The following is a 24,312-nucleotide window of genomic DNA, read 5'->3' on the forward strand; positions in this document are numbered from 1 at the left end:
AGCTGTCAGCTATCAGCTTTCAGACTAAAAGTTAGCGATTTGCTTGACCGTTATAGCGTATTTATCTCGAATCTAGCTTCCAATTTAAGGGTCGCGGCATAAAGCCGCTGCTACAAGTAGGCGTGAAACTTGTTTCGCGCGTCTGACCGCTGAAGGCTGAAAGCTGATCGCTTCTATATATAGAACATCGCTTCGTGCGACCCGACTCACCCAAAAATAAATCATTACTCGTTAACTATAACCCCAACTCCTGCAACCGCTTTACGTGTTGACGATAAAGCTCAATAGGGTCAACTTCACGAAAATTGTGTAAACCAATAAATTGATTAATCTCATCTAAGTGGTTCATTTCATAATCATCTTTGATGACATGACCTAAATGGCTGCTGCAGCGCGATACAAGGCCATCATCTTTGCCTAAAATAAGTAATGAACCGAGCAGCATGGGCAAGTCGGTTGGATCAAGTATATTGGTGAGTGCTGCTGTACCACTCCACGAAAAATAGTACACCCCATTTTCGGCAACTAACTGACCTTGATCGCACTTATTTTCTGGTAAACCTTCAGGGTATTTTTGATTAAATACGTCAGCGCCCTGTGTACTTAAGCTACTTAAAACACCGAGTGTATCTTGCGGTAATTGGCTGTGGCCTGAGAGCAGTGAAATGACCTCACCAAATGCATCAAATACGAACCGCGCGGTATGTTCTGCTTGAGAATTTGCAGGTAGTTTTTGATTAATTAGATCAATAATGCCACTGCCATAGTTTGCACCACCAATACTCGTTACTGAGGCAATTAAATCTGGCCTGACTGAAGCAACATAGCGCACTGTTTGCGCACCTTGGCTGTGGCCAATCAAATTTACTTTTTTTGCGCCAGTCAGTGCTAAAATTGCTTTTACGCGAGTGAGTAATTGTTCGCCCCTTACTTCAGAGCTATTAATAGCCGAGACCGCTGGCGTGAACACCAAGGTACCATCTTGATTGAGACTTGTAGCAACATTATAAAAATAATCTAGGCCGAGTAGGTTATCGAATCCCATTAGCCCATGAACTAAAATTACCGGATATTGTGTCGTTGTTTTTTTTGCATGGCAGTAGGGGGTCATTAAAAAAAGTAAGGTAGCAAATAAAATTAAGGGGATTTTTTTCATACCTTTTACTCTTCTACTGCAATTTTTATCACTAACAAGCCTTAAAAAAGCCTGATTTTTGCGTGCTGTTGATTCACTTTACCCTAAATTACGGCTCGCTGTAATGTTAACTTTAAGTAAACAAGAAAAGATGGTTTTAGTGTTTCGTTATATGTTTATCAATTTGTGTTGTTTCTGCGGTTATGCAATTTATTTTTAATCCGGTATTTGCTAAAGTCCGCGCCGTCCTCATCCTGTAGGACATCCTGTTGATGATGCATCTGAAAGGATGCAACGTATTGATAGCTTCTCCCCAGTTTGCTATAACGGCTCACTCCTTGTTGAGTGAGTCGCTTTTTCTTTCTCTTATCATACAATTCATTGCACAAATTAACGCAAGTGATACCATCAAAGTGATTCTTATTTACTTTCGAAGGAATGCGTTATGTTTAAATCTTTGGCAATTGCTGCCTTTTCATTATCGAGTATTTTAGTTGCCCCTTTAGCCAGCGCAAACTGGCAAGTTAATAATGAGCAAAGCAATGTGAGCTTTGTGTCTATCAAAAAGAATTCAGTTGCAGAAGCGCATCATTTCAAAAACGTGTCGGGTACACTTAACGAGCAAGGTCAATTTAAGTTGATGATCGATCTGACATCGGTTGAAACTCTGATCCCTATCCGCAATGAGCGCATGACCAAGTTGTTATTTGAGACAGCTAAATTCCCTAATGCAGTGTTAACTGCTGATTTAAGCAAAGCGCTGTTAACGCTAAAGCCAGGACAACATGTGCTTAAAGGTTTGAAAGCTGAATTAGACTTCCATGGCAACAAGAAAGAGCTAACAATTGATGTACTTGCCAATATGTCACCGAAAGGCGATGTTACTGTTTCATCGTTTACGCCGGTGATTATTAATGCAAGTGATTTCAAAGTAACAGAAGGTATTAGTGAGTTACAAAAACTTGCGGGTTTACCATCTATTGCGACAGCTGTTCCTGTGACATTTTCTTTGACGCTAGATAAAGAAAAATAATGCAATCACTTGCTGACTTAGAAGCCGCTCTTCAGGCACCCGATAAACCTTTTGATCAATGGCAGCCACAAAACTGTGGGCAAGTGCCTATATTGATTGATGCGCAAGGGCGGTGGTTTTATGCTGGCAGTGAAATAAAGCGCGAGGCAATGGTTAAACTCTTTGCCTCTGTGCTTTGCAAAGAAGCAGATAGTTATTTTTTAAAAACACCTGTCGAGAAAATGGCTATCACGGTCGATGATGTACCTTTTATTATTGTTGATTGGCGCTTTGAAGATACAGAGCAAGGCCGTGCGCTTTGTTGTGTTGATAATTTACAGCGCGCTTGGTTGGTTTCAGCAAAGCAACCACTATTACTGAGAGAATTTGAAGGTATCAGTGTGCCTTATCTTCAATTAGCACATGGCTTGGCTGCGAGGGTATCGAGAAATGTTTATTATCAGTGGGCCGAAATAGCCTGCTCAGACGAGCAGGGCTACTATATAGAATCATTAGCCAAGCGTTATTACTTGGCCTAAGCGATTAAGCTTCTGGTTGTTCGTCAGACTCAGGTGCTTGAGCTTCAATGGGCCCTAAGAACCACTCATCAAGCTTTTTAGCAACTTCAGGTAAGCCTGTGCCTTTTAGTGAAGAGAAGGCATGTACTGTAATATCACCATCTAAACTACTTAACTCACGACGAACTTGTAAAACTTGAGCTTTACGCGCGCCCTGTTTTAGCTTGTCGGCTTTAGTTAATAGTGCCAGCACTGGAATTTCGCTGCCCACGGCCCAGTCGATTAAGTCACGGTCTAAATCTTTTAACGGGTGGCGAATATCCATCAAAACAACGATACCTTTTAAGCTTTGACGTTTTTGTAAGTATTCACCTAGTGACTTTTGCCATTTCTTCTTCATTTCGATAGGAACTTTAGCAAAACCATAGCCAGGTAAGTCGATAAGGCGTTTATCGGCATCAAGTTCAAAGGTATTGATCAGCTGAGTACGACCGGGTGTTTTAGAAGTACGCGCTAACTTTTGATCTGTTAACGTGTTTAAAGCACTTGATTTACCCGCATTAGAGCGACCAGCAAACGCGACTTCAATCCCCGTATCAGCAGGTAAGCGTGAGATATCAGGTGCGCTGGTAACAAAGGACGCAGTATTGTATTTGATACGAGATTTGAGCACAGGCTCTCCTAGTCTTTTATAAAAAATAACAAACAGTGGCTAATTTCCACTTAAGGCACGTATTTTATACTATTAAAGCAGCATTCAAAAGCGTATTTAAGCGTGCTAAATTGGCTTTAAATTAGGAAAATTACTAGGTATAAACTTAATCTAAGTCAAATCCCTATAAATTATGAGCTTAATGTGGGCAGAAAACGTGCCAGAGAATTTATTATCGTGTAGAATATAGAAATCACAACATCCATATTGTAGATGATACAGGGTCGGAAACAGAGAATTCACCATGAAAAAAATAGCACTATCTTTAACTATATTGCTTGGTACGTTGTCAGCAAGCAACGCAACAGCATTTGATGGCGATGTAAACGCAGGTAAAGAGAAATCGGCAACGTGTGCGGCTTGTCACGGCCCAGACGGTAATGCACCGGTTAATATCTACCCTAAAATTGCAGGCCAACACGCAGATTATATCTATAAACAATTACAAGAGTTTAAATTAGGTATGACATCTGGCGGCAAAGAAGGTCGTATGGATCCAGTAATGAGTGGTATGGCTATGCCGCTTAGCGATCAAGACATGAAAGACCTAGCAGCTTACTTCTCTTCTTTAAATATGTCTGAAGGTACAACACCTAAAGATGTAGTAGAAGTAGGTCAGCAGCTTTATAAAGCCGGTGATGCAGAGCGCGGTATTCCAGCATGTGCTGCGTGTCACGGTCCTCGTGGTAACGGTACATCACTAGCTAAATTCCCGAAAGTTTCGTTCCAACATCCAGAATACATCAAGTCACAACTTGAAAAATTCCGTGATGGTACGCGTAATAACGACTTAAACGGTATGATGCAAGACATCGCTAAAAAGCTAACAGACAAAGACATCGAAGTACTTTCAAAATACTTAGGTGGCTTACACTAAAGTCTGATTGCGGGTAGTAATACTCCGCAGTAATATGTGATTAGTGTGAAAAAAGCAGCGCAAGCTGCTTTTTTTGTATTTAAACCATGTCGAAATCTCCTACGCCTTTGTGAGACATTGTCCATATCGAGCTGTAAGCTAAATCTTATTTTTATTTCAATTTTATACATAACTCTTTGTTATTAAATAAGTTGAGCTTGTTGCAATATCTTATCTGTAAGAAAAATTATATAAATCAGTTGTAACAAAATTATTAATGAGTAAATTAACCACTGTCGCTGAGACAGCAAAAACAACATGGACAATGTAATAAGGAAAGTGACTGCGGCAAGTCTTTAGGGGTTGACACTGGTTAGGTGTCCTAAAGGAAATAACAAAAAAGCGTCAGGATTGACCGAGAATAATAAAAGCTCATGGAAGTTTAATAATAAAAACAAAATGGAATGCTACACGGAAGGTTGAAACAATAACAAAATGGATAAATAATAATAAAAATAATAAAGACTAAAAAGTCGAAGGGAGAAGTGTCCAGATAATTGGCGCTCAGATTAGTAGGCGGTAGAGATGTTTTCTCTACCGCCTTTTTATTTGTCCTGTTACAATAGCCACCGTTTGTACTAAAAGTATGAAAAGTGCGCAGTTCGTCAAGTTGACCAACCACATCCGCACATCGAATTCTTCTGGTTATGCCAGCATTACAATGCCACAAAGGCGTTGTGCACAACCTCTTAAGTGAGATGATCAAGATATGAGTAGAAAGAAAAAGTCGCGTAAAATTCCATCGAATGGTCCTGTACGTCTAAGCAAAGAAAAGCTTAGAGAGATGCGCGCGTTAAAAGAGCAGCGAGTTAAAAAGACCAAAGGTGCTAAACCTGGGTCTCGAAATGCACCTGATGCACAAAATGCAGAAAACACTGCTGTAAACAATCAACCGAAAGATAAGCGTGTTGGTAGTAAAAAGCCGGTTTCTTTAGTTGCGCCTAAGGCTGAGCCGAAAGTTGAAATGAAACGCAACTTAAAACCTATGGTTGAGCTTAAGAAAGTGACTGAGCCTGAACTAACACCAGAGCAAGAGTTAGAAGCGCTAGAGAATGACGAGCGTCTACTTAAGCTGGTTGAGCGTCATGAGCGCGGTGAGTTATTAACAGGTAAAGACGCTAAGTACTTCAATAGCCGTATTGCTCGCCACCAAGCACTTTGCGAGTTATTAGGCATTGAAGATGAAGACGAGTACGAAGATGACTTTGAAGATGATTCATACGATGAAGGTGAATCTGACTTCGATAAGTACTTATCTGATGACTTAGCCAATGAATGGTTTGATGACGAAGATGAGGATGAGCGATGAGCACAACCTTGATTATTGCCATTGTAATTGGTGCGGCAATTATCGCAGGGCTTGCGTTTTATGCAGGGCAACTTCTGTATAAACTAAAAGAGCAAAATAAGCTTATCGCCAAGAAGCAAGCTGAGCATGAGCAAAAGCTTGCGGCATCAAAAGCAAAGCGTAATGCAAAGCTAGCCGATAGCATTCATTTAATTGCCCGTGCTATGAATGAAGAGCAATGTGAGTTCTCAGAAGGCTGCTTACGTATTTGGGTGCTGATCTCTCAATACAGCTTTGCAGAAGAGTTTGAGCTAAGTGAGCGTTACCCAGGCATATTTAAAATGTACGAAGTTGTAAAAGATATGCCAACGCACGATGCCCGTAAGAAATACTCTAAAAAAGAGATTTTTAAAATGGACACCGCTCGCTGGCGTGCTGAAGAACAGCATAGCGATGAAATTAAAGCAGATTGCGCACGTATAATTGAAGAGTTTAAAGCCGCTCCAGGCAGCGAAAACGTAGTATTCAATTAAACAAACATGCTGCGATTTAAGCAAAATAAAAGCAGAGCCTAGGCTCTGCTTTTTGTTGGGCTAGATAACTCGTGAGAAACGAGTTTGCTTGATTTGTTGTTGTAGGTGCGCATCAAAGCACATACAAATAATACGAATAAATAAATTACCGCGAGCTGTTACTGTGATCTTATCTTGGCTAACAGACACCAAGCCATCAGCTAGTAATGGGTCGAGTGCCTGTAGTGCCTCGCAGAAGTAGCTGGCAAAGTTAATATTAAACTGTTTTTCGATTGCTGGAATATCCAGCTCAAACTGGCAGATCAATTGTTTGATAACCGCGGCACGTAACGTATCGTCATCAGTTAAAGCAACACCTTTACAGATTGCACTGCCATAGCCTTCTTGCACAGCTTTGTAATAGTGCTTCAACTCTTTTTCGTTTTGTAAAATGGCATTGCCTATTTGCGAAATCGATGACACACCCAAACCTAATAAGTCACATTGGCCATGCGTTGTGTAACCTTGGAAATTACGGTGTAATTGACCTGCGTTTTGTGCAATTGCTAGTTCATTGTCTTTACGGGCAAAGTGGTCCATACCAATAAACTGATAACCCGCCGCTAACATCTGCTCAAGGGTATTTTTGAACATAGTGAGCTTATCGCCCGCAGACGGTAAGTCAGCGTCTTTAATTTTACGCTGTGCAGCGAATCTATCTGGTAAGTGAGCATAGTTAAATACCGACACGCGATCAGGGTTTAGCTCAATCAGTTGTGCAATCGTCTCTTTAAAGCTCTCAGGTGTTTGCAGTGGCAAACCGTAAATCATATCGGCATTAATAGATTTAAAGCCAAGTTCACGAGCCTCACTAATTAAACCTTTTACAGATTGCACGCTTTGCGGGCGATTAACTGCCAGTTGCACATCATCATTAAAGTCTTGAATACCAAATGAGACACGATTGAAGCCAAGCTGACGTAGGTGAACTAGCATGCCATCAGCTAAAGAACGAGGGTCAATCTCAATACCGCGCTCGGCATCATCAGCAAAATTAAAATGCTGCTCAACCAATGCCATTAAGCGGCTCATTTGCTCTGCCGATAAGAACGTTGGCGTACCACCCCCTAAATGCAGTTGTTCAACGTTATAATCGGCAAAAAGCGTTGCTTGCTCAGCAATTTCAAGCGCTAAATTATCTAGGTATAAATCGGCTTTAGATTGATGACGAGTGATCACCTTATTACAACCACAGTAATAACAAAGCTGACTGCAAAAAGGGATATGGATATACAGCGATAAAGAACGGCTTTTCGACGCCGCAATCGCGTTAATCATATCTTGTTGGTTATAACCATCAGCTAAAGACAATGCTGTTGGGTAAGATGTATATCGAGGCCCAGAAATATTGTACTTGTTGATCAGAGATTGATCCCAGCTTGGTAAATTTATCACAGTCAGCACTCCGCAATTGATTGAGCGGCTATTTTAACGAGTTTAGTGATTTAGCTATTTGATCTAGAACAATGTCGGAGGCTAGAAACTAATCGGCATGCTTTAAGGTCGTTGTAAAAACAAAGAGTTTACTATTTGAGCAGTTGATTTAGTGATTATTAAAATAAAGGGTTTTGCTAGTGACAAGGTTACAAAAACTTTTTATACTGCATCCCGCTTTAGTCAGTTAAACCTGCTAAACGCATCAAAAAATTTAGCTTTCGCTAATACAATGGCCCCTTAGCTCAGTTGGTTAGAGCACACGACTCATAATCGTTAGGTCCCCAGTTCAAGTCTGGGAGGGGCCACCATTTTCTTACTGTAAAAATCCAAAATTAAAGCTGTTTTTATAGCTGCGCTCAATTTCTTTTTATCCTTAAAATTCAATGAGATAAAATTATTTTTAATTTTTTAAAAATATTTTGTCAGGTTTTCTGTGTTTGTCTCGTCTATAGCTGCAAATGACACGAAGTTGTTCTATTTGGTGGTAGCAATAGGCAGTGTCTTATGTATCTATTTTTACGAAAAGGACAAACTCATGACGACTACAACATCAACTGTGAATACGCTAAAACTTGATTCAACGAATGCACCATTTAGTGATGCTGCTGTTTGGTTAAAAGAAGGGTGGGGGCTATTTAAAAAAGCACCGTTTAAACTTTTTTTACTTATGACGCTGTTCGCTATTGTGCCAGGTTTAGTGCAGCTATTACCTGCACCTACAGGTTTAACTTTATCAAAATGGTTAGCGCCTATGTTAATGGCAACGGTGTGGCCATTGTTGTTTAACCTGAATAATCAGCAAGGTTTTTCATTTAAGCATAATGCAACATGGGCGAAGTGGGGGCGAGTTGCCATGTGGTCAGTTGTTGGTATTTTACTGGCGCTGGTGCAATTTGCAGTAGGGAGTGCTTTGATTGGTAGTGAGCAGTTATCGGCTTTATTGTCAGGTCAGTTTGTTGATGTTGAGCGCTGGCGCGTAGGAGTCATGTTTGTATCAATTGTTCCTGTAAATATGTTGCTTATGTTTGTGGTACCTCTGTTACTTTTAAACAATGCTTCGCTTAGTGAAGCTGTTAAAGAAGGCATTACAACGGCACTAAAGGTGATTAAACCATTAAGCATGCTTTGTTTGATTAATATGCTTGTTACCTTTACTGCCCCTTATAGTCTTTTACCTATGTTGTTGGTAGGGCCGGTATTAGCATGTACCTACTTTTGTGCCTATAATCGTTTGTTCAAATAATAATAAAAACATGGAAGTACAGTGAAAGCTGATGTTCAAATAAACACATTGCTGAATGAATATGCGCCGCTGTTGGCGCGTGTTGCTGCAACCTACGAGATCAATCTAGCGCTACAAGATGAGCTAATTCAAGAGATGTCGCTGGCTGTTTGGCGCGCTTTTGAAAGTAGTGACTCATCACCCGATGTTGCCTTTCGTGGCGATGCCAGCATAAAAACCTATATTGCCCGAATAGCTCACAATAAAGCGGTTGATCATGTGATAAAAGAGCAAAACCGCAAAGAGGTGGCAAGCTCTGAAAGTATTGATTACACCCAAGCCTTAAGTGCGCATAAATCACCAGACGACAGTTTAGATTTAATGGCTGCCCTTCGTAAATTAACGCTGAAATACCGACAAGTGCTTGCCTTACAGCTTGAAGGGTTTAATCAAAGTGAGATAGCTCAAACGCTGGGGCTGTCTGAAGATGCGGTTGCTAAACGTGCAAGTAGAGCAAGGCAACAACTTGTAAGCCTAATGGAGTAAATAAAGTGGATAAATTCGAAGCAGATGATCAATTAGCTAAGTGGCAGCAGGCATTCGTGCAGGCAACGCCGAAAGTGGATAGTGCAGCGTTAATAGCACAAACGCAAAAGTCGCGAACTAAGTTAAAGCTAAAAGGGTTAATCGACTCATTTTTAGGTGTTGTGGTAACCGTATTTTGTATTTACGCCATGTTATTTGAGGCAAAAAACACCTATGAAACCATTATGTTTGCGCTATTAGTGCCTATTCCTCTAGGTTTTGGAATTTGGTCATACCGTTTAAGACGAAAGCTTTGGCGAGCAGAAACGCTAGACGTCAATGCAATGCTTAATTTTAAAGAGAATCAGCTGAAGCACCAAGTTCATTACTGGCGTGTGAGTTTTATTGGCTGCGTTGTGCTTTGGTGCGCTTTGTTAATCCTTGCCTTATTTAATATGGTTATGTTTAAAACATACAGCCTATGGCTCATCCAGCTGGGTATAAATGGTATTATCGTGCTGGCTGTTTATGTACGCTATAAAAAACTAAAAGCACAGCTAGCTGTAGCGCTTGAGAGTATTCAAGCGATGCGCTGATGAGCGGCGTTGCTACTTGAGGTGGCCAAATTGTGTTTATAGTGTGGAAGTATTGTGCTTATACAATAAAGATGCCTCCCGACCTATAGTAGAGCGCCCTGTAACTGGCTAAAAATACACCTATGTCAATACTGAGATATAGGGAGTATTTATGACACATGTTGTGAAATGTTTGCTTTTATCGATCATTGTGCTGAGCTTAGTTGCCTGTGGTGACAGTGGCTCAGACAATCAAGAAACGGTGAATTCGGCGCCTATTGCGATTGCAGGGGTCGATCAAAGTGTCGAAGCGGGCACATTGGTTACGTTAGATGGCTCATCAAGTAGTGATGAAGATGGTGACACGTTAACCTATCAATGGTCTTTTGTTAGCGTACCTTCGGACAGCTCCGCCAGTCTTACAAATGCAACCAGCGTATCTGCTACTTTTACTACAGATGTAGCGGGGAGCTACCAAGTACAGCTTGTTGTAAGCGATGGTGAAGACACAAGTAGTGCAGATACGGTTACTATCACGGCAAGTACCACTAGCGTTGAAAATACAGCACCTGAAGCCGATGCTGGTACTGATCAAACTGTTGAAACGGGCACGCTCGTCACTTTAAATGGCGCGTCGAGTAGTGATGAGGATGATGACACATTAACTTATCAATGGTCTTTTGTAAGTATTCCATCAGGCAGCGAAACAACCCTCTCAAATGCAACGAGTGTCTCTGCTACTTTTACTGCAGATAGCGATGGCGACTATGAAGTACAGTTAATAGTGAATGATGGGGCAGAGTTGAGCAGTGCAGATACGGTGACTATTACTGCATCATCGACAGCTGCAACTAATACCGCACCCATAGCGGAAGCGGGCGACAGTCAAAGCGTTGAAACTGGAGCAGAGGTGACCTTAGATGGTTCATCAAGTAGCGATGAAGACGGCGATACACTTACTTATCAATGGTCATTGTTATCAACTCCGACAGACAGTGAAGCCGAATTAACGAATGCAACAACGGTATCCCCCTCATTCACAACTGATTTAGACGGTGTTTATACCATTCAATTAATCGTTAATGATGGCTCGCAAAATAGTACTGCTGATACGGTAGCTATTACAGCGACCACGAGTACATCATCTGCAGATACCATTACTATTTTAGACTACAACCCTTCAGGAGCAGCAGAAGGAGATACTGACAACACAGGTGATGATGAAGACGACCTTGTTGAAAATGCTAGCTTTGATGGCACTGTCATTATTAGTTATGCCGATACCAGCGTATCGGTAACAAATCCGTTTGAAGACAATGGTGTTGAGATTAGCGTTGATGGTGCTGATGTGACTATAGTGGCAACCATCTCGGGAGTTGCGTATGACGTCGCAGGCTCGAGCACTGAGGGATCATTAAAGATCTACAGCGATAATAAATTTCAACTGGGTTTATCAGATCTTGAGCTTGTAAATAGCGATGGCCCTGCCATTAATATTCAATCTAAAAAAACGGTGTTTGTCATTTTAGAAGGTGAGAGCTCTCTTATCGACGGTACAACGTATTCAGATATCCCTGACGATGAAGACGCTAAAGCGACCTTCTTTAGTGAAGGGCAACTCATTTTTAGTGGCTCAGGTGAGTTAACCGTGACGGCTAATTACAAGCACGGTATTGTCAGTGATGATTATATCCGTGTACGTGATGGCACTATTATTGTGACTGACGCAGTAAAAGATGCCATTCATACCAATGATTATTTTATTGCTGATGGCGGTAGTTTTACGCTGGCAGCACAAAGCGACGGTATTGATGCATCTGAGGGCTACATTATTATCAATGATGGAGTCTTTAATATTGACGTGCTAGATGATGGTATTGCTGCATCTTATGATATTAGCGAAGAAGACGAACCAGATGAGTCAATTACTCCTAATGTAACGATTAATGGCGGCACTTTTACGATAACAACCTCAGAAGGAGAAGGAATTGAAGCGAAAAGTGAAATAACCATTAACGATGGGCAATTCGAGATCAACGCGTATGACGATGCCATAAATGCTGGCGATATGATTTATATTAATGGCGGTCAGATCTACGCGTATAGCAGTTCAAATGACTCGGTTGACTCAAATGGTGAAATTACTATCACCGGTGGTGTTCTGATAGCGATTGGTAGCAGTGCACCAGAGGCAGGGATCGATGCAGATAGCAACACGATTAAGTTCACAGGGGGCACAATTCTTGGGCTCGGTGGAACCACAAGTTTACCAAGCTCAACCGAAAGCACGCAAAATAGCATCGTGCTCGATGGGGTAGCCAAAGATAGTATTTTACATATTCACTCAGAATCACAAGACGAAGCGCTTACTTTTTTAGTGCCTAAACAAGTTGCGACTATACTTTATTCAAGTGCCAAATTGAGCTTGTCTGAGAGCTACGATATTTATGTTGGCGGCAGTGTGAGTGACGGTGAAAGCTTTAATGGTTTGTATACTTCAGGGGAGCTCTCATTAGACGGAGCTAGTTTGTCAGAGTCATTTACTCTTACTGATGTTGTTACTCAGTTAGGAGGGCAAACTGGCCCAGGTGGTGGCGGTGGTCGAGGCGGCCCCGGCGGTTAGTGATTTATAATTAAGCCTGCATTTAGTGCAGGCTTAATTTTTACTGGCTTATAATGACTTTGACTATTTGTAACCGTTCGGGTTATTGCTTTGCCAGCGCCATGTATCCTGCATCATCTCATCGATACCACGCTCAGCTTGCCAGCCAAGCTCTTTTAACGCTTTTTCTGGAGCTGCGTAGCAAGCTGCAATATCGCCAGCTCGGCGCGGCGAAATTTGGTATGGAACGGCTTGACCACTGGCTTTCTCAAAAGCGGTAACCATTTGCAGTACTGAATAACCATTACCTGTGCCTAGGTTAAATACGTGCGCGCCTGTATCACTTGCAATTCGGTTCAGCGCTTTTAAGTGACCTAATGCTAAATCGACGACATGGATATAGTCACGAACACCTGTACCATCTACAGTATCGTAGTCATCCCCAAATACACCTAGCTTTTCTAGCTTACCCACAGCGACTTGCGAAATATAAGGTAATAAGTTGTTAGGAATACCATTTGGGTCTTCACCAATAAGACCAGATTCATGTGCGCCGACAGGGTTAAAGTAACGTAAGATAACAAAGGCAAAGCGTTCATCTGATTTCGCGATATCTTGCAGCATCATTTCAACCATAAGCTTTGATGTGCCATACGGGTTAGTCGTGCCGCCAACTGGGAAATCTTCGCGAATTGGCAGGCTTGCAGGGTCACCGTATACGGTTGCTGATGAGCTAAATACTAACTTAAACACGCCAGCATCACGCATAGCATCAACCAGAGTCAGCGTACCTTGTACGTTGTTTTGATAATACTCGATAGGTTTTACAACCGATTCACCAACCGCTTTTAAACCAGCGAAGTGAATAACACTATCAATTGTGTGTTCACTGAAGATTTTGTCTAAGCAGGCTCTATCTAAAATATCACCTTGATAAAACGTGACGTCTTTGCCTGTTATTTTTTTTACCCGAGCCAATGACTCATTTGATGAATTGCTTAAGTTATCGAGTACAACAACGTCAGTGCCTTGTTGTAATAACTCTAATACGGTGTGAGAACCGATGTATCCGGCTCCGCCGGTGACTAAAATGGTCATAAAATATCCATGAACTATACCTGGTTGAATTAGCCTTATTTCATCACATTTCGGCCTAAATTACATGAATAAATTGTGATTTACGGCGATAAAGCAAAAACATGAATCGCTTGTTTTTGATTACATTTTGCACCATATTGGTTACACCTAAGTGTTTAGATATTAAGCTATAGTTAATTGTCAGCAGCTAAAATTTAATCATTAGCTATACCTGTTAAGTGGAGAAACAGATGAATACAGTAAAAAAAATTGCCTTAGCAATGATCATTGCACTACCCGCTTTTGCTCACGCAGGAGAAGCAAAAGTTAAATGGCATGACTTTAACGATTACCGCGATGTAGAACCAGGTAACAACTCACCGAAAGGTTCATTTCATAAAAATGTGGCAAAGAATTTTGAAAAACACTTTAATAAACTTGCTGAAAAGTTACCTGAAGGCTACACCTTCAATGTTGAAGTGACTGAGCTCGACCTAGCGGGTGATGTGCGTTTTGGTACCATGAATGAACTACGTATCGTTAAGCCAATTTATTTTCCGCGTATCGACCTAAATTATTCGATTACCGACAAAGACGGTAAAGTGATAAGTGAAGCAAACGATGTAAAGCTTAAAGACATGGGCTTCATGGATCGCATGAAAATGGGGCGCGATGAAGCCTATTATTACGACAAGCGCTTAATCACGGATTGGTTTGAAGATGAGTTATTGCCATCGTTAAATTTGGGTGAATGATAACTGTCAGTTTTAAGTTGAGCTGTGTTGTTTGTGGGTCTTGTGAAAGACCTATATCGTGGGAGGCGTTTAACGCCGAAAAACAATACTCGGCCAAAGCTGCTCCCACATGTAGGCGTGAAATTTATTTCGCGCGATAGCCTCTATTTACAATAAATAAAATAGAGGCTTTTACTTTACTTAAACGTCGCTAACAGTTGTAGTAGCTGTTGCAGTTTAATAACGGTTTTTTTCAGTTTTTCTTCGTCCATACCGTCGTTGCTTAAGCTTTCTACATCAGCTGCAACATCGAGAACGTAAGGTTTAAAGCGTTTCGCTTCAAAATCAAAGCCAGCATCTTTTGCAAATAAGGCTGTGAATTTGCCATGGCCTTGCTGCTGTAAATCATCTAATTTTTTATCAGCATCAAGTGCCTGACGATAAACGATTTTTAGGTTAGCATTGAGTTGTTCAATAATTGAATCCATTTTTTTCCTAAAGCTTTAGACTGCAATGCCGATATAGTACGTGGATTGTCATAAAAAGTCAGGTAATGAACTATGAATATATCAGGATCAAGCTTACCAGCGATGAGTGGCGGTGGCGAAAGCGCAGAAGTTTACAGCGCATCGCTTGCTAAAAAACAGCAAAAGGCTGATGGTGCTGCGGCACTTGCACTTATCGAAGGCGCAGCAATGAACACCAGTGCTGCACAAACACCTGCTAAGTCGGTAACTGCGACACTAGGTAACAACGTAAACGTATACGTTTAGCTACAGTATATTGAGATCGATAGGCGTTTTACTTTTTTCGCCGCCGATCTCGCGCACCAACTTAGGAACCAAGAACCCCGGCAATGCTGCTAGCATAGCCGTCACGATTTCCCGTGCCTGACTCTCAGCTATATCAAAGTGGCTGCCACCTTCAACTTTATCAAGTAGATGTAAGTAGTAAGGAAGTATATCTGCCTCAAACAGAGCCTCACTAAGTGCAACTTGCGACTCGACAGAATCATTCACATCTTTTAGTAACACCGCCTGATTTAATAACGTAACCCCCGCAGCTTTTAACTTTTGCATGGCCGTTTTAAAATCATCATCAATTTCGTTAGCGTGATTGATATGATTTATAAACACCACCTTTAAGGGCGATGCAGCAAAGCGTGCACATAGCTCATCGGTAATTCTTGCTGGGATCACAACAGGTAAGCGGCTGTGAATACGCATGCGTTTAATTTGCGGAAGCTGCTCTAACTCATCCATAAACCAACTAACAGCATCGTCTTTGGCCATCAATGGATCGCCACCACTTAAAATGACTTCGTTGATGTTGCTGTCTGCTTTTATGTAAGCCAGTGCGTCAATCAAGCTGCGTTTGTTTAATTGGTTTTCTTGATAAGGAAAATGGCGTCTAAAACAATAACGGCAATTTACAGCACAGCCGGTTTTAAACATCACTAAAACCCGAGAGCGATACTTGTGTAACAAACCAGGTTGGTTGTTATCTTGCTCTTTTAGAGGATCTTTGTCGTAACCTGTTTTTGCTAAAAACTCTTGGTGTCTTGGCATCACTTGCAGCAAAAGAGGGTCGTTTATGTCGCCATAACGCATTTTTTTGATAAAAGGCAGTGGCACGCGGACAGGAAAAAGACTGCGTGCTTTGAGGTCTTTTTCGTCTACTTTGCTTGATAATCCTAGCATTTCTAGCAAGCGTTCAGGACAAGTGACAACATTTGCCAATTCTTTTTGCCAGTTTTTATGCAAATTTACTTCATTTCTTTGTATCATTGACACGTAGATTACTCGAAATTATTTAGACAGAGGAAACGATGGCGAATTATAGCACCAATGAGTTCAAGGGCGGCCTAAAAATTATGTTAGACGGCGAACCTTGCAGCATCTTAGAAAATGAAATGGTAAAACCAGGTAAAGGCCAGGCGTTTAACCGTGTTCGTATTCGTAAACTTATCACAGGTAAAGTACTAGAAAAAACATTCAAGTCAGGTGAATCAGTTGAAGGTGCAGACGTAATGGATACAGATTTAGCGTATCTATACACTGACGGTGAGTTCTGGCACTTCATGAACAACGAAACATTTGAGCAAATCGCTGCTGACGAAAAAGCGCTTGGCGACAATGCAAAATGGTTAGTTGAAAATGACGTTTGTACAATCACGCTTTGGAACGGTAGCCCAATCGCTGTGACTCCACCAAACTTCGTTGAATTAGAAATCACTGAAACAGATCCAGGTCTAAAAGGTGATACAGCGGGTACTGGCGGTAAACCAGCAACATTAAGCACAGGTGCTGTTGTTCGCGTTCCTCTATTCGTACAAATCGGCGAAGTGATCAAAGTTGATACACGTAGCGGTGAATACGTGAGCCGTGTTAAGTAACAGGCTTTGTTAAGCAATTTATTATAAAATCCCAGCTTCTGCTGGGATTTTTTTGGGAAACACTTTATGTCTAATGTCCTTTGGCAACCAAGCGCCGATATTGAAACTTTACGCCACCGTGCCGCTATCATCCGCCGTATTCGCGAGTTCTTTTATGATCGTGATGTTATGGAGGTTGAAACGCCAAGCTTAAGTGCGGCCAGTGTAACCGATGTGCATTTAGCGACATTTAGTACCGAGTTTGTTGGTCCTGGTCATGCTGGTGGCTTACCACTTTATTTGCAAACATCACCTGAGTTTGCCATGAAGCGTTTACTTGCTGCAGGCTCTGGGGCTATTTTCCAGCTATGCAAAGCCTTTCGTAATGAAGAGGCGGGTAGTCATCATAATCCTGAATTTACAATGCTTGAGTGGTATCGTCCGGGTTTTGATGAATTTGCGCTTATGGATGAAATAGATGAGCTTATGCAATTGGTGCTTGGCGTAGAAAGCGCAGAGCGACTCACATATCAGCAAGCCTTTATGAACGCCTTAGGTGTTGATCCTTTAACTGCTGATATCAGCACATTGCAGCAACTAGCAACAGAGCAGGGCTTTGCCGATATTGCGGCGAATGAAACGCACCGCGATACCTTGTTGCAGCTATTATTTTGTATGAAGGTTGAACCAACGATTGGCCAAGAAAAGCCTTGTTTTGTTTATCATTTTCCTGCATCGCAAGCCGCTCTTGCGCAAATTTGCCAACATGATGAGCGAGTCGCAGGGCGCTTTGAGTTATATTTTAAAAATATGGAACTGGCAAACGGCTTTAATGAGCTGACCAATGGCAAAGAGCAAGCAGCTCGTTTTAGTGAAGATAATCAATATCGTGAAGCAAATGGCTTAAAGCAAGTGCCAATGGATGAGCGTTTAATAGCTGCACTAGAGCATGGCTTACCACAATGTGCGGGTGTCGCACTGGGTATTGATCGACTCATTATGCTGGCAATGAATAAACAAAAGATTAAAGACGTACTCGCCTTTGATGTTGAAAGGGCTTAACTGATTTGGCTCTAGGCTCTAGGCTCTAGGTGTTTGGGTGCTAGGTAAAAAACCTAGCACCTAATTGCTTATAGCTCGTAAATAAATGTCACACCGGCAACCATAGGTTCGCCAAGTTGTGTGTATGTATGAGTGGTGTAACCGTCTAATGGATCGTTACCAAACTCAAAACCACGAGTCGGTACGTCTTCGTCAAATAAGTTACGTGCCCATGCGTTAATGCTCCAATTATCACTTTCATAACCAAATGAAGCATTCACTAAATTAGTGCTTGGTGCTTGTGAGTTATGGCTGTCAGAGAAGTAGTAATCGTCTTTGCCTTCTACACCAATTGATGCATAAAGTGCTGGCGTAAAGTTATAACGCGCAGTGAATGCATATTGGTATTTAGGAGCTTGTGCTTGATCTCGACCATCTTGATCTAGGCCTGATTGCGCAACAAAGTCATTGATTTCTGTATGTAGATAACCTGCACTACCCGTTAGTAGTAAATTGTCAGTAGCTTGGAAGCTGCCTTCAATTTCTAAACCATAGTTTTCGCCAGAGCTGGCGTTATCGATATAACCTGTGAATTTTTGGCCTTCAACTTGCCACGATTTTAGCTGCATATCTTCGCGGTACATATAGAAAGCGGCAAGACGTAACACAAACTTATCGTCCAAAGAGCTTCCTTTCACACCAAACTCACCGCTCCATAGGTATTCAGGGGCAAATGATGTGTGATTAGCAAAGAAATCAGCATCTAGGTTTAAGCCTTCGTCTTTTGCTTTTGCTAACGCTTCAGAGTTAATACCGCCAGCTTTATAGCCACGAGTAATGCTAGTGTAGATCATGGTGCGATCAATGACTTGGTATTCAAGTGCAAGCTTACCGCCCACCATGACATCATCGGTTTCTTCAATAAAACCGTTGTTGTCGGTGTAGTCGCCCTGATACTGCTCAACACGCAAACCCGTAATTAAGGTTGTTTTTGGGCCGATAGGTGTTGCTAATTGACCGTATGCAGCAATATTGCTGGTTTCATAAGTTGATGCAAATGGTTGCGCAAGCCAAGTGTATTGACGTTCTAAGTCAACTTCGCGGCCTTGATAGTAAATGCCTGCGACCCACTCACCAGATTTACCACTAAATTGCAGCTCAGCCGCTTGATCTTGGCGATCGCGAAAGTAAGCATCTGTTGAGCTATAACCCCAATCATGTAAGCCAGCGGCACATAATTCAGGTTGGGCTTCATCATTACACACCCAGTCTTCGTCATAGCTGTATAACAGCTCGCTGTCGATACCAGATAGGTTTAAGCTAACATCAAAAAAGTCAAAGCCGGTGTATATGTTTGCTAGGCCAACCGCAATGCTTTCTTGGTTGTCTTGGCCTGGCTCATCAGCAACACTGTAACGGCTGTTATCTAGTGTGAATGCGTCATAGCCGTTATTTATATCGATGTAATGTACATTCAGTTCAGTACGCAGATGATCGGTCAATTGGCTGTGTAACTTAAAGCGAGAAACAAGCTCATCTTGTTGCTGGGTATCTTCACCTAAATAACGGTTTTCAACATAGCCATCCGATTCACGTTGATAAATGCTGGCGCGTACTGCTGTGTCGTCAGTAATACCCGTACCTGCGGCTATACCTGCTTCATAGCTGTTGTAGTTGCCAGCACCTAATTGTATTTTCACACTTGGGTCAAGAGTGGGTGTTGCAGATTCCATTTGAATCATGCCAGCTAAGGCATCAGCACCAAAGCGAGTCCCTTGTGGGCCGCGATAAATTTCAACTTGGTCGATATCAAATAACAGTGAACTGCCGCCTAAACCAGAGTAGTTAATACCGTCGATCACTAAGCCAACCGAAGGATTAATAGGGTCAACAAACTGTGAGCGTAAACCAACACCACGAATTTGCACGAAACGACCACGAGATGCACCAGAGGTAAAGTTTACATTCGCTGCACTAGCAAGCATCTCATCTAAAAACTTTGCACCACGTTGATTGATTTCATGATCTGAAAACAAGCTTGCGCTGGCACTAAGGGTTTGAATGCTTTCTCTTTTGAAATCACCGGTAACTTCAATCGTTTCTAGATCACCGTCTTCAGCGTAAGCAATTGAAGATGCTGCGAATAAAGGCAGGATGGCAGCAGATAATAATGATAAACGTCGTTTCATGCGGATTCTTAACTCCATTTTCGGGACTGCTATTCTAGCAACCTAGCTAGCCAAATGGCTATAAAATCAATTTTTATGGTATAAACGCAGGCAATTATACGTAAATTGATTAGGAATACGACTATGACCTTTAAAGTAGACTTTAAAGTGCGTGATTATGAGTGTGATTTACAAGGCATTGTTAATAACAGTGTTTATTTTAATTACCTAGAGCATGCTCGCCATGAGTTTTTACATGCTCAAGGTATCGACTTTGCAAAGCTAGCAAGAGAAAAAGTAAACCTGGTCGTGCTGCGAAGCGAAATGGATTACAAGGCATCACTAGTGCCGGGCGATGAGTTTTACGTTGCAGTTGAGCCTGAGCGTATCAGCCGTTTAAAGTTTGCTTTTAGGCAAACGGTGTATCGTAAACATGACGATAAAGTGATGCTGCAAGCTTTGGTGATTGGCACGTCGGTAAATGAAAAAGGTCGTCCTTTTTTACCAGAAGAAGTCGATAACTTATTCAAATAGTCTGCGTTGTTATTTAAAAAGCTAACTTAGAACAATTTTTTACAGATAAAACATGTTTTTTTAACGATCAATTGCGTTAAATGTTGTTATTATTACTACATTGAAATTTGAATCGTAAAAAAATATGAAGTTAGTAGCCTTGCCCCTCCTTTTAGTATTATTTTGCATGGGCTGCTCATCGACAGGGACAGTCACTAGTGAGCAATTAAAATATACACAGTGGCAATTATCAAAAGTGAATGGTTTAGCCATTCCTGTATCCCAAACAGCCTCGCTGCGTTTTATCGAAGCGATGCAGGTTAACGGCTTTGCTGGCTGTAATAAATTTTTTGGTGAAGGTGCGCTCAGCGAAGATACGCTAACAGTAAATAAGTTAGGTATGACGCGTAAATCTTGTGGTGAGCAAGTTGATGCGCTTGAGCAGCAATTACTGTCAACGCTAAAAGAAGGTGCGGCCATTACTTTAACTGCTGAGCAACTGACCTTGCAAGGTGAGCACCACTTTACCTTCATTGCAAAAAACTAAAGTAGCTGAGCTTGCAGCAAGTTTTTAACTGACGTACACTCAGGGCGTTTTAAAAGAAACGAATTTATACTTGTCGGAGTGCCTTTAATAAGGCTGAGATCGCGAAAGCGGGATCCGTGAACCTGATCAGGCTAACACCTGCGTAGGGAACAAGCTGCCTCACTGGGCGCTTGTGCGCCAAATTTTTGGGGCATAAGCGGTACAGGCTGCACTAGTAAGCACTTAGCTTATTGACGATCCAATGGCGTTTGCCACTCTCTATTGCATTTGCAATATCTGACAAGACAACCCTTAAAGCAATGAGGTAAGTCATGTCAAACACAACAACTAAACCATCTCGCCGCGAAGTCCGCGCGGCTGCATCAGATTATATTTATAACTTAACGGGGCAACCGTTTCCTAATTCTCATAAAGTTTATGTAGAAGGTACACAAGACAATGTACGAGTAGGGATGCGTGAAATCACCCTCAGCGATACCTTCATCGGTGGTACAGAAGAAAACCCAGTATTTGAGCCTAACGCGCCAATTCGTGTTTACGATACCTCGGGCCCATACACTGACCCAGATTTTCAACTTGATGTGCGCAAGGGTCTTGAGAAATACCGTGAAAAGTGGATTGAAAGCCGCGGCGACACTGAAATTTTAGACTCAGTGACTTCGCAATTTTCTCAACAGCGAATGGCAGATGAAGGGTTAGATCATATCCGCTTTGAACACCTACCAAAGATCCGCCGTGCAAAAGCCGGTAAAAACGTAACGCAAATGCATTATGCGCGACAAGGCATTGTGACGCCTGAAATGGAATATGTGGCGATCCGTGAAAACATGGGACGCGCTAAAGTTCGTGAAGAGTTACTTGCGGCCCAGCACAAAGGCGAATCGTTTGGCGCTAGTATTCCTGATTTTATTACCCCTGAATTTGTGCGTGATGAAATTGCCCGTGGCCGCGCCGTGCTTCCTAACAACATCAACCATCCAGAAACTGAGCCGATGATCATCGGCCGAAACTTCTTAGTTAAGGTGAACGCGAATATTGGTAATTCGTCGGTCACATCATCAATCGAAGAAGAAGTAGAAAAAATGGTGTGGTCGACTCGTTGGGGCGCCGACACGGTAATGGACTTATCAACGGGTCGCTATATTCACGAAACCCGTGAATGGGTGGTACGTAATTCGCCAGTGCCAATTGGTACCGTACCAATTTACCAAGCGCTTGAAAAAGTAAATGGTGTGGCTGAAGACCTAACGTGGGAGATTTTCCGCGATACCTTGATTGAACAAGCAGAGCAAGGTGTTGATTACTTTACTATTCACGCTGGGGTATTACTGCGTTACGTGCCGATGACGGCAAAGCGTGTTACCGGTATTGTTTCGCGTGGTGGCTCTATCATGGCGAAATGGTGTTTAGCGCACCATAAAGAAAACTTCTTATACACGCACTTTGAAGAAATCTGTGAAATTTTAAAACAGTATGATGTGTGTTTTTCATTAGGTGATGGCTTGCGTCCGGGCTCTATTGCTGACGCTAATGACGAAGCCCAGTTCAGCGAATTACGTACTTTAGGTGAGCTGACAAAACTTGCTTGGAAACATGATGTGCAAGTGTTCATCGAAGGCCCTGGCCATGTGCCAATGCATATGATCAAAGAGAACATGGAAGAGCAGCTTAAACACTGTGAAGAAGCACCGTTTTACACGCTTGGTCCATTAACCACGGATATTGCACCGGGGTACGATCATTTCACATCAGGTATTGGCGCTGCGCAAATTGCTTGGTACGGCTGCGCTATGCTTTGTTATGTAACCCCTAAAGAGCATTTAGGCTTACCAAACAAAGAAGACGTTAAAGAAGGTTTAATCACTTACAAAATTGCTGCCCATGCTGCCGATTTAGCAAAAGGTCACCCAGGTGCGCAAGAGCGTGACAACGCATTATCAAAAGCACGCTTTGAGTTCCGTTGGCACGACCAATTTAACCTAGGTTTAGACCCAGAACGCGCCCGCGAATATCACGACGAAACATTGCCACAAGAATCAGGCAAGATTGCACATTTCTGCTCTATGTGTGGCCCTAAGTTCTGCTCGATGAAGATCACTCAAGAAGTACGTGATTACGCCAAAGATCTTGAAGCAAGAGGTATCGATCCAAATAACGTAGGCGATGCTATCGAAATCAAAATGGTTGATGTTGAAGCCGAAATGAAAGCGAAATCAGACGAGTTCAAAAAAACAGGCTCTGAGATTTACCATAAAGCAGTTTAATTGATGGAGCTAGGCATCAGCGATGGGCTCTGGGTTTTTACCTAGGGCCTAGAGCCTAGCGCCTAGAAAGTTTATGTCTTTAAAGATAGCGATACTGGGTTTTGGTTTAACTGGCCGTTTAACTGCATTAGCACTTGCTAAAGAGCATCAGTTAAGTGTGTTTGAGCAAGATGATGAACATGCTAGCAACAGTGCCGGCAGCGTTGCTGCAGCGATGTTAGCCCCCCTTGCAGAATCAGTCCTGTGTGAACAGGATTTGGCCATACAAGGGCTTAATAGCATCACGCGTTGGCAGCAAATTCTAAGTGAGCTCGATGACGCTGTGTATTTTCAACAAACAGGCAGCTTAGTGGTTGCTCATCAGCAAGATAAGGGCGATTTGCAAAGTTTTGTGAGCCGCTTGAAACCGCTTGAAAGCTACCAGGCACAGACATTGGTCGGCACTCAAATCGCTGATCTTGAGCCAGAACTAGCTGGGCGGTTCCACCAAGGTGTGTATTTACCTTGTGAAGGGCAACTCGATAACCAAGCATTTTATAGCGCTAGTTTTAAAAAGCTTACCTTGCAAGGAGTGCAATTTAACTTTGGCTGTAAAGTTGAATTGAACGCTCATCAAGTGAATGGCCAAAGCTTTGATTATGTATTTGATTGTCGCGGTTTAGGTGCAAAACAGGCTGAACCCTTACTGCGTGGAGTAAGAGGGGAGGTGGCGCGCTTATATGCACCAGAGGTGAACCTAACCAGACCGATACGACTGATGCATCCGCGTTACCCAATTTATATTGCTCCTAAGCCAAACCATCAATTTGTGATTGGTGCGACTGAAATCGAATCGCAAGACCGCGGTAAAGTCACCGTGCGCTCGGCGCTGGAGTTATTGTCTGCTGCTTATACGGTGCATAGCGGCTTTGCTGAAGGGCGTATCGAGAGCTTGCAATCAGGGCTTCGTCCAGCGTTTGCAGACAACCGCCCGAAAGTCACAAAACAAGGTCGAGTGATCAGTATTAATGGCTTGTACCGTCATGGCTATCTACTTGCGCCTAAAGTGGTTGATGACGCAGTGAGCTTAATTGCTTAAGG

At 42.2% G+C, this 24,312-nt stretch carries 24 protein-coding genes, 1 tRNA gene and 1 riboswitch; of the genes, 18 read left to right on the forward strand and 7 right to left on the reverse strand.

Annotated elements, in window-relative coordinates:
• Window positions 1-235: 235 nt before the first annotated feature.
• Window positions 236-1,156, reverse strand: coding sequence for a triacylglycerol lipase (locus EXT43_RS00760; RefSeq protein ID WP_130166163.1), 921 nt, complete (start codon window positions 1,154-1,156; stop codon window positions 236-238).
• Between the two features lie 424 nt (window positions 1,157-1,580).
• On the opposite strand from EXT43_RS00760, the gene EXT43_RS00765 reads away from it, so the two are divergent.
• Window positions 1,581-2,168 carry a YceI family protein gene (locus EXT43_RS00765; RefSeq protein WP_058585960.1) on the forward strand — a complete coding sequence of 196 codons (588 nt, stop codon included), beginning with the start codon at window positions 1,581-1,583 and terminating at the stop codon, window positions 2,166-2,168.
• On the forward strand, window positions 2,168-2,686 hold the full coding sequence (locus EXT43_RS00770; protein WP_130166164.1) for a DUF1285 domain-containing protein: 519 nt from the start codon (window positions 2,168-2,170) through the stop codon (window positions 2,684-2,686). The genes EXT43_RS00765 and EXT43_RS00770 overlap by 1 nt, the downstream gene beginning before the upstream one ends.
• A 4-nt stretch (window positions 2,687-2,690) precedes the next feature.
• On the opposite strand, the gene yihA is transcribed toward EXT43_RS00770, so the two are convergent.
• Window positions 2,691-3,338, reverse strand: coding sequence for a ribosome biogenesis GTP-binding protein YihA/YsxC (gene yihA / locus EXT43_RS00775; protein WP_054561154.1), 648 nt, complete (start codon window positions 3,336-3,338; stop codon window positions 2,691-2,693).
• Window positions 3,339-3,621: 283 nt separating this feature from the next.
• Between yihA and EXT43_RS00780 the strand changes: the two genes are divergently transcribed.
• The 3 genes from EXT43_RS00780 (at window position 3,622) to EXT43_RS00790 (ending at window position 6,114) form a co-directional block, all read left to right on the forward strand.
• Complete coding sequence (locus EXT43_RS00780; protein ID WP_054561153.1) at window positions 3,622-4,254, forward strand: c-type cytochrome; 633 nt, start codon at window positions 3,622-3,624, stop codon at window positions 4,252-4,254.
• A 748-nt stretch (window positions 4,255-5,002) separates the two neighbouring features.
• A complete protein-coding gene (gene yihI / locus EXT43_RS00785; RefSeq protein ID WP_130166165.1) occupies window positions 5,003-5,602 on the forward strand; it encodes a Der GTPase-activating protein YihI in 600 nt (199 codons plus the stop codon).
• Window positions 5,599-6,114 carry a DUF2489 domain-containing protein gene (locus EXT43_RS00790; RefSeq protein ID WP_054561152.1) on the forward strand — a complete coding sequence of 172 codons (516 nt, stop codon included), beginning with the start codon at window positions 5,599-5,601 and terminating at the stop codon, window positions 6,112-6,114. The genes yihI and EXT43_RS00790 overlap by 4 nt, the downstream gene beginning before the upstream one ends.
• Window positions 6,115-6,174: 60 nt before the next feature.
• Here the strand turns inward: EXT43_RS00790 and hemN are convergent, their stop codons facing one another.
• Window positions 6,175-7,548 (reverse strand): oxygen-independent coproporphyrinogen III oxidase, encoded by a 1,374-nt coding sequence (gene hemN, locus EXT43_RS00795; protein WP_063529036.1) that lies wholly within the window; start codon window positions 7,546-7,548, stop codon window positions 6,175-6,177.
• 273 nt (window positions 7,549-7,821) lie between these two features.
• On the opposite strand from hemN, the gene EXT43_RS00800 reads away from it, so the two are divergent.
• The 5 genes from EXT43_RS00800 (at window position 7,822) to EXT43_RS00820 (ending at window position 12,535) form a co-directional block, all read left to right on the forward strand.
• Window positions 7,822-7,898, forward strand: a tRNA-Ile gene (locus EXT43_RS00800).
• Between the two features lie 227 nt (window positions 7,899-8,125).
• Window positions 8,126-8,833 carry a hypothetical protein gene (locus tag EXT43_RS00805; RefSeq protein ID WP_130166166.1) on the forward strand — a complete coding sequence of 236 codons (708 nt, stop codon included), beginning with the start codon at window positions 8,126-8,128 and terminating at the stop codon, window positions 8,831-8,833.
• Window positions 8,834-8,854: 21 nt separating this feature from the next.
• Entirely contained in the window at window positions 8,855-9,358 is a 504-nt protein-coding gene (locus EXT43_RS00810) for an RNA polymerase sigma factor (RefSeq protein ID WP_130166167.1), read from the forward strand.
• Window positions 9,359-9,363: 5 nt separating this feature from the next.
• Complete coding sequence (locus tag EXT43_RS00815; protein WP_130166168.1) at window positions 9,364-9,933, forward strand: hypothetical protein; 570 nt, start codon at window positions 9,364-9,366, stop codon at window positions 9,931-9,933.
• Between the two features lie 151 nt (window positions 9,934-10,084).
• Complete coding sequence (locus EXT43_RS00820) at window positions 10,085-12,535, forward strand: carbohydrate-binding domain-containing protein (protein ID WP_130166169.1); 2,451 nt, start codon at window positions 10,085-10,087, stop codon at window positions 12,533-12,535.
• A 63-nt stretch (window positions 12,536-12,598) separates the two neighbouring features.
• On the opposite strand, the gene galE is transcribed toward EXT43_RS00820, so the two are convergent.
• A complete protein-coding gene (gene galE, locus EXT43_RS00825; RefSeq protein WP_062566551.1) occupies window positions 12,599-13,612 on the reverse strand; it encodes a UDP-glucose 4-epimerase GalE in 1,014 nt (337 codons plus the stop codon).
• A gap of 230 nt (window positions 13,613-13,842) precedes the next feature.
• Here galE and EXT43_RS00830 point away from each other — a divergent pair, with 230 nt between their 5' ends.
• Window positions 13,843-14,346, forward strand: coding sequence for a DUF3016 domain-containing protein (locus tag EXT43_RS00830; protein ID WP_130166170.1), 504 nt, complete (start codon window positions 13,843-13,845; stop codon window positions 14,344-14,346).
• A gap of 176 nt (window positions 14,347-14,522) precedes the next feature.
• On the opposite strand, the gene EXT43_RS00835 is transcribed toward EXT43_RS00830, so the two are convergent.
• Window positions 14,523-14,813: a hypothetical protein gene (locus EXT43_RS00835; protein WP_054561134.1), complete on the reverse strand. Its 291-nt coding sequence runs from the start codon at window positions 14,811-14,813 to the stop codon at window positions 14,523-14,525.
• Window positions 14,814-14,885: 72 nt separating this feature from the next.
• On the opposite strand from EXT43_RS00835, the gene EXT43_RS00840 reads away from it, so the two are divergent.
• The gene (locus tag EXT43_RS00840; protein ID WP_054554124.1) at window positions 14,886-15,098 is read left to right on the forward strand and encodes a hypothetical protein; all 213 of its coding nucleotides are present in this window, start codon (window positions 14,886-14,888) and stop codon (window positions 15,096-15,098) included.
• On the opposite strand, the gene epmB is transcribed toward EXT43_RS00840, so the two are convergent.
• The gene (gene epmB, locus EXT43_RS00845; RefSeq protein ID WP_130166171.1) at window positions 15,099-16,112 is read right to left on the reverse strand and encodes an EF-P beta-lysylation protein EpmB; all 1,014 of its coding nucleotides are present in this window, start codon (window positions 16,110-16,112) and stop codon (window positions 15,099-15,101) included.
• Window positions 16,113-16,153: 41 nt separating this feature from the next.
• Between epmB and efp the strand changes: the two genes are divergently transcribed.
• Window positions 16,154-16,720, forward strand: a complete 567-nt coding sequence (gene efp / locus EXT43_RS00850; RefSeq protein WP_054554126.1) for an elongation factor P — start codon at window positions 16,154-16,156, stop codon at window positions 16,718-16,720.
• Window positions 16,721-16,786: 66 nt separating this feature from the next.
• Window positions 16,787-17,761: an elongation factor P--(R)-beta-lysine ligase gene (epmA, locus tag EXT43_RS00855; protein WP_130166172.1), complete on the forward strand. Its 975-nt coding sequence runs from the start codon at window positions 16,787-16,789 to the stop codon at window positions 17,759-17,761.
• 68 nt (window positions 17,762-17,829) lie between these two features.
• Here epmA and EXT43_RS00860 read toward each other — a convergent pair whose 3' ends face one another.
• Entirely contained in the window at window positions 17,830-19,929 is a 2,100-nt protein-coding gene (locus EXT43_RS00860) for a TonB-dependent receptor (protein WP_062566547.1), read from the reverse strand.
• A 123-nt stretch (window positions 19,930-20,052) separates the two neighbouring features.
• On the opposite strand from EXT43_RS00860, the gene EXT43_RS00865 reads away from it, so the two are divergent.
• From EXT43_RS00865 to EXT43_RS00880, 4 genes are all read left to right on the forward strand, one after another.
• The gene (locus tag EXT43_RS00865) at window positions 20,053-20,442 is read left to right on the forward strand and encodes an acyl-CoA thioesterase (RefSeq protein WP_054561129.1); all 390 of its coding nucleotides are present in this window, start codon (window positions 20,053-20,055) and stop codon (window positions 20,440-20,442) included.
• 166 nt (window positions 20,443-20,608) lie between these two features.
• Complete coding sequence (locus EXT43_RS00870) at window positions 20,609-20,968, forward strand: META domain-containing protein (RefSeq protein ID WP_283206515.1); 360 nt, start codon at window positions 20,609-20,611, stop codon at window positions 20,966-20,968.
• Between the two features lie 64 nt (window positions 20,969-21,032).
• Window positions 21,033-21,134: riboswitch (TPP riboswitch) on the forward strand.
• A 145-nt stretch (window positions 21,135-21,279) separates the two neighbouring features.
• A complete protein-coding gene (thiC, locus tag EXT43_RS00875; RefSeq protein WP_062566545.1) occupies window positions 21,280-23,232 on the forward strand; it encodes a phosphomethylpyrimidine synthase ThiC in 1,953 nt (650 codons plus the stop codon).
• 73 nt (window positions 23,233-23,305) lie between these two features.
• A complete protein-coding gene (locus EXT43_RS00880; protein ID WP_130166173.1) occupies window positions 23,306-24,310 on the forward strand; it encodes an FAD-dependent oxidoreductase in 1,005 nt (334 codons plus the stop codon).
• Window positions 24,311-24,312: the final 2 nt, after the last annotated feature.

This window comes from Pseudoalteromonas sp. CO109Y (assembly GCF_004208935.1).
Taxonomy (GTDB): Bacteria; Pseudomonadota; Gammaproteobacteria; order Enterobacterales; family Alteromonadaceae; genus Pseudoalteromonas; species Pseudoalteromonas shioyasakiensis.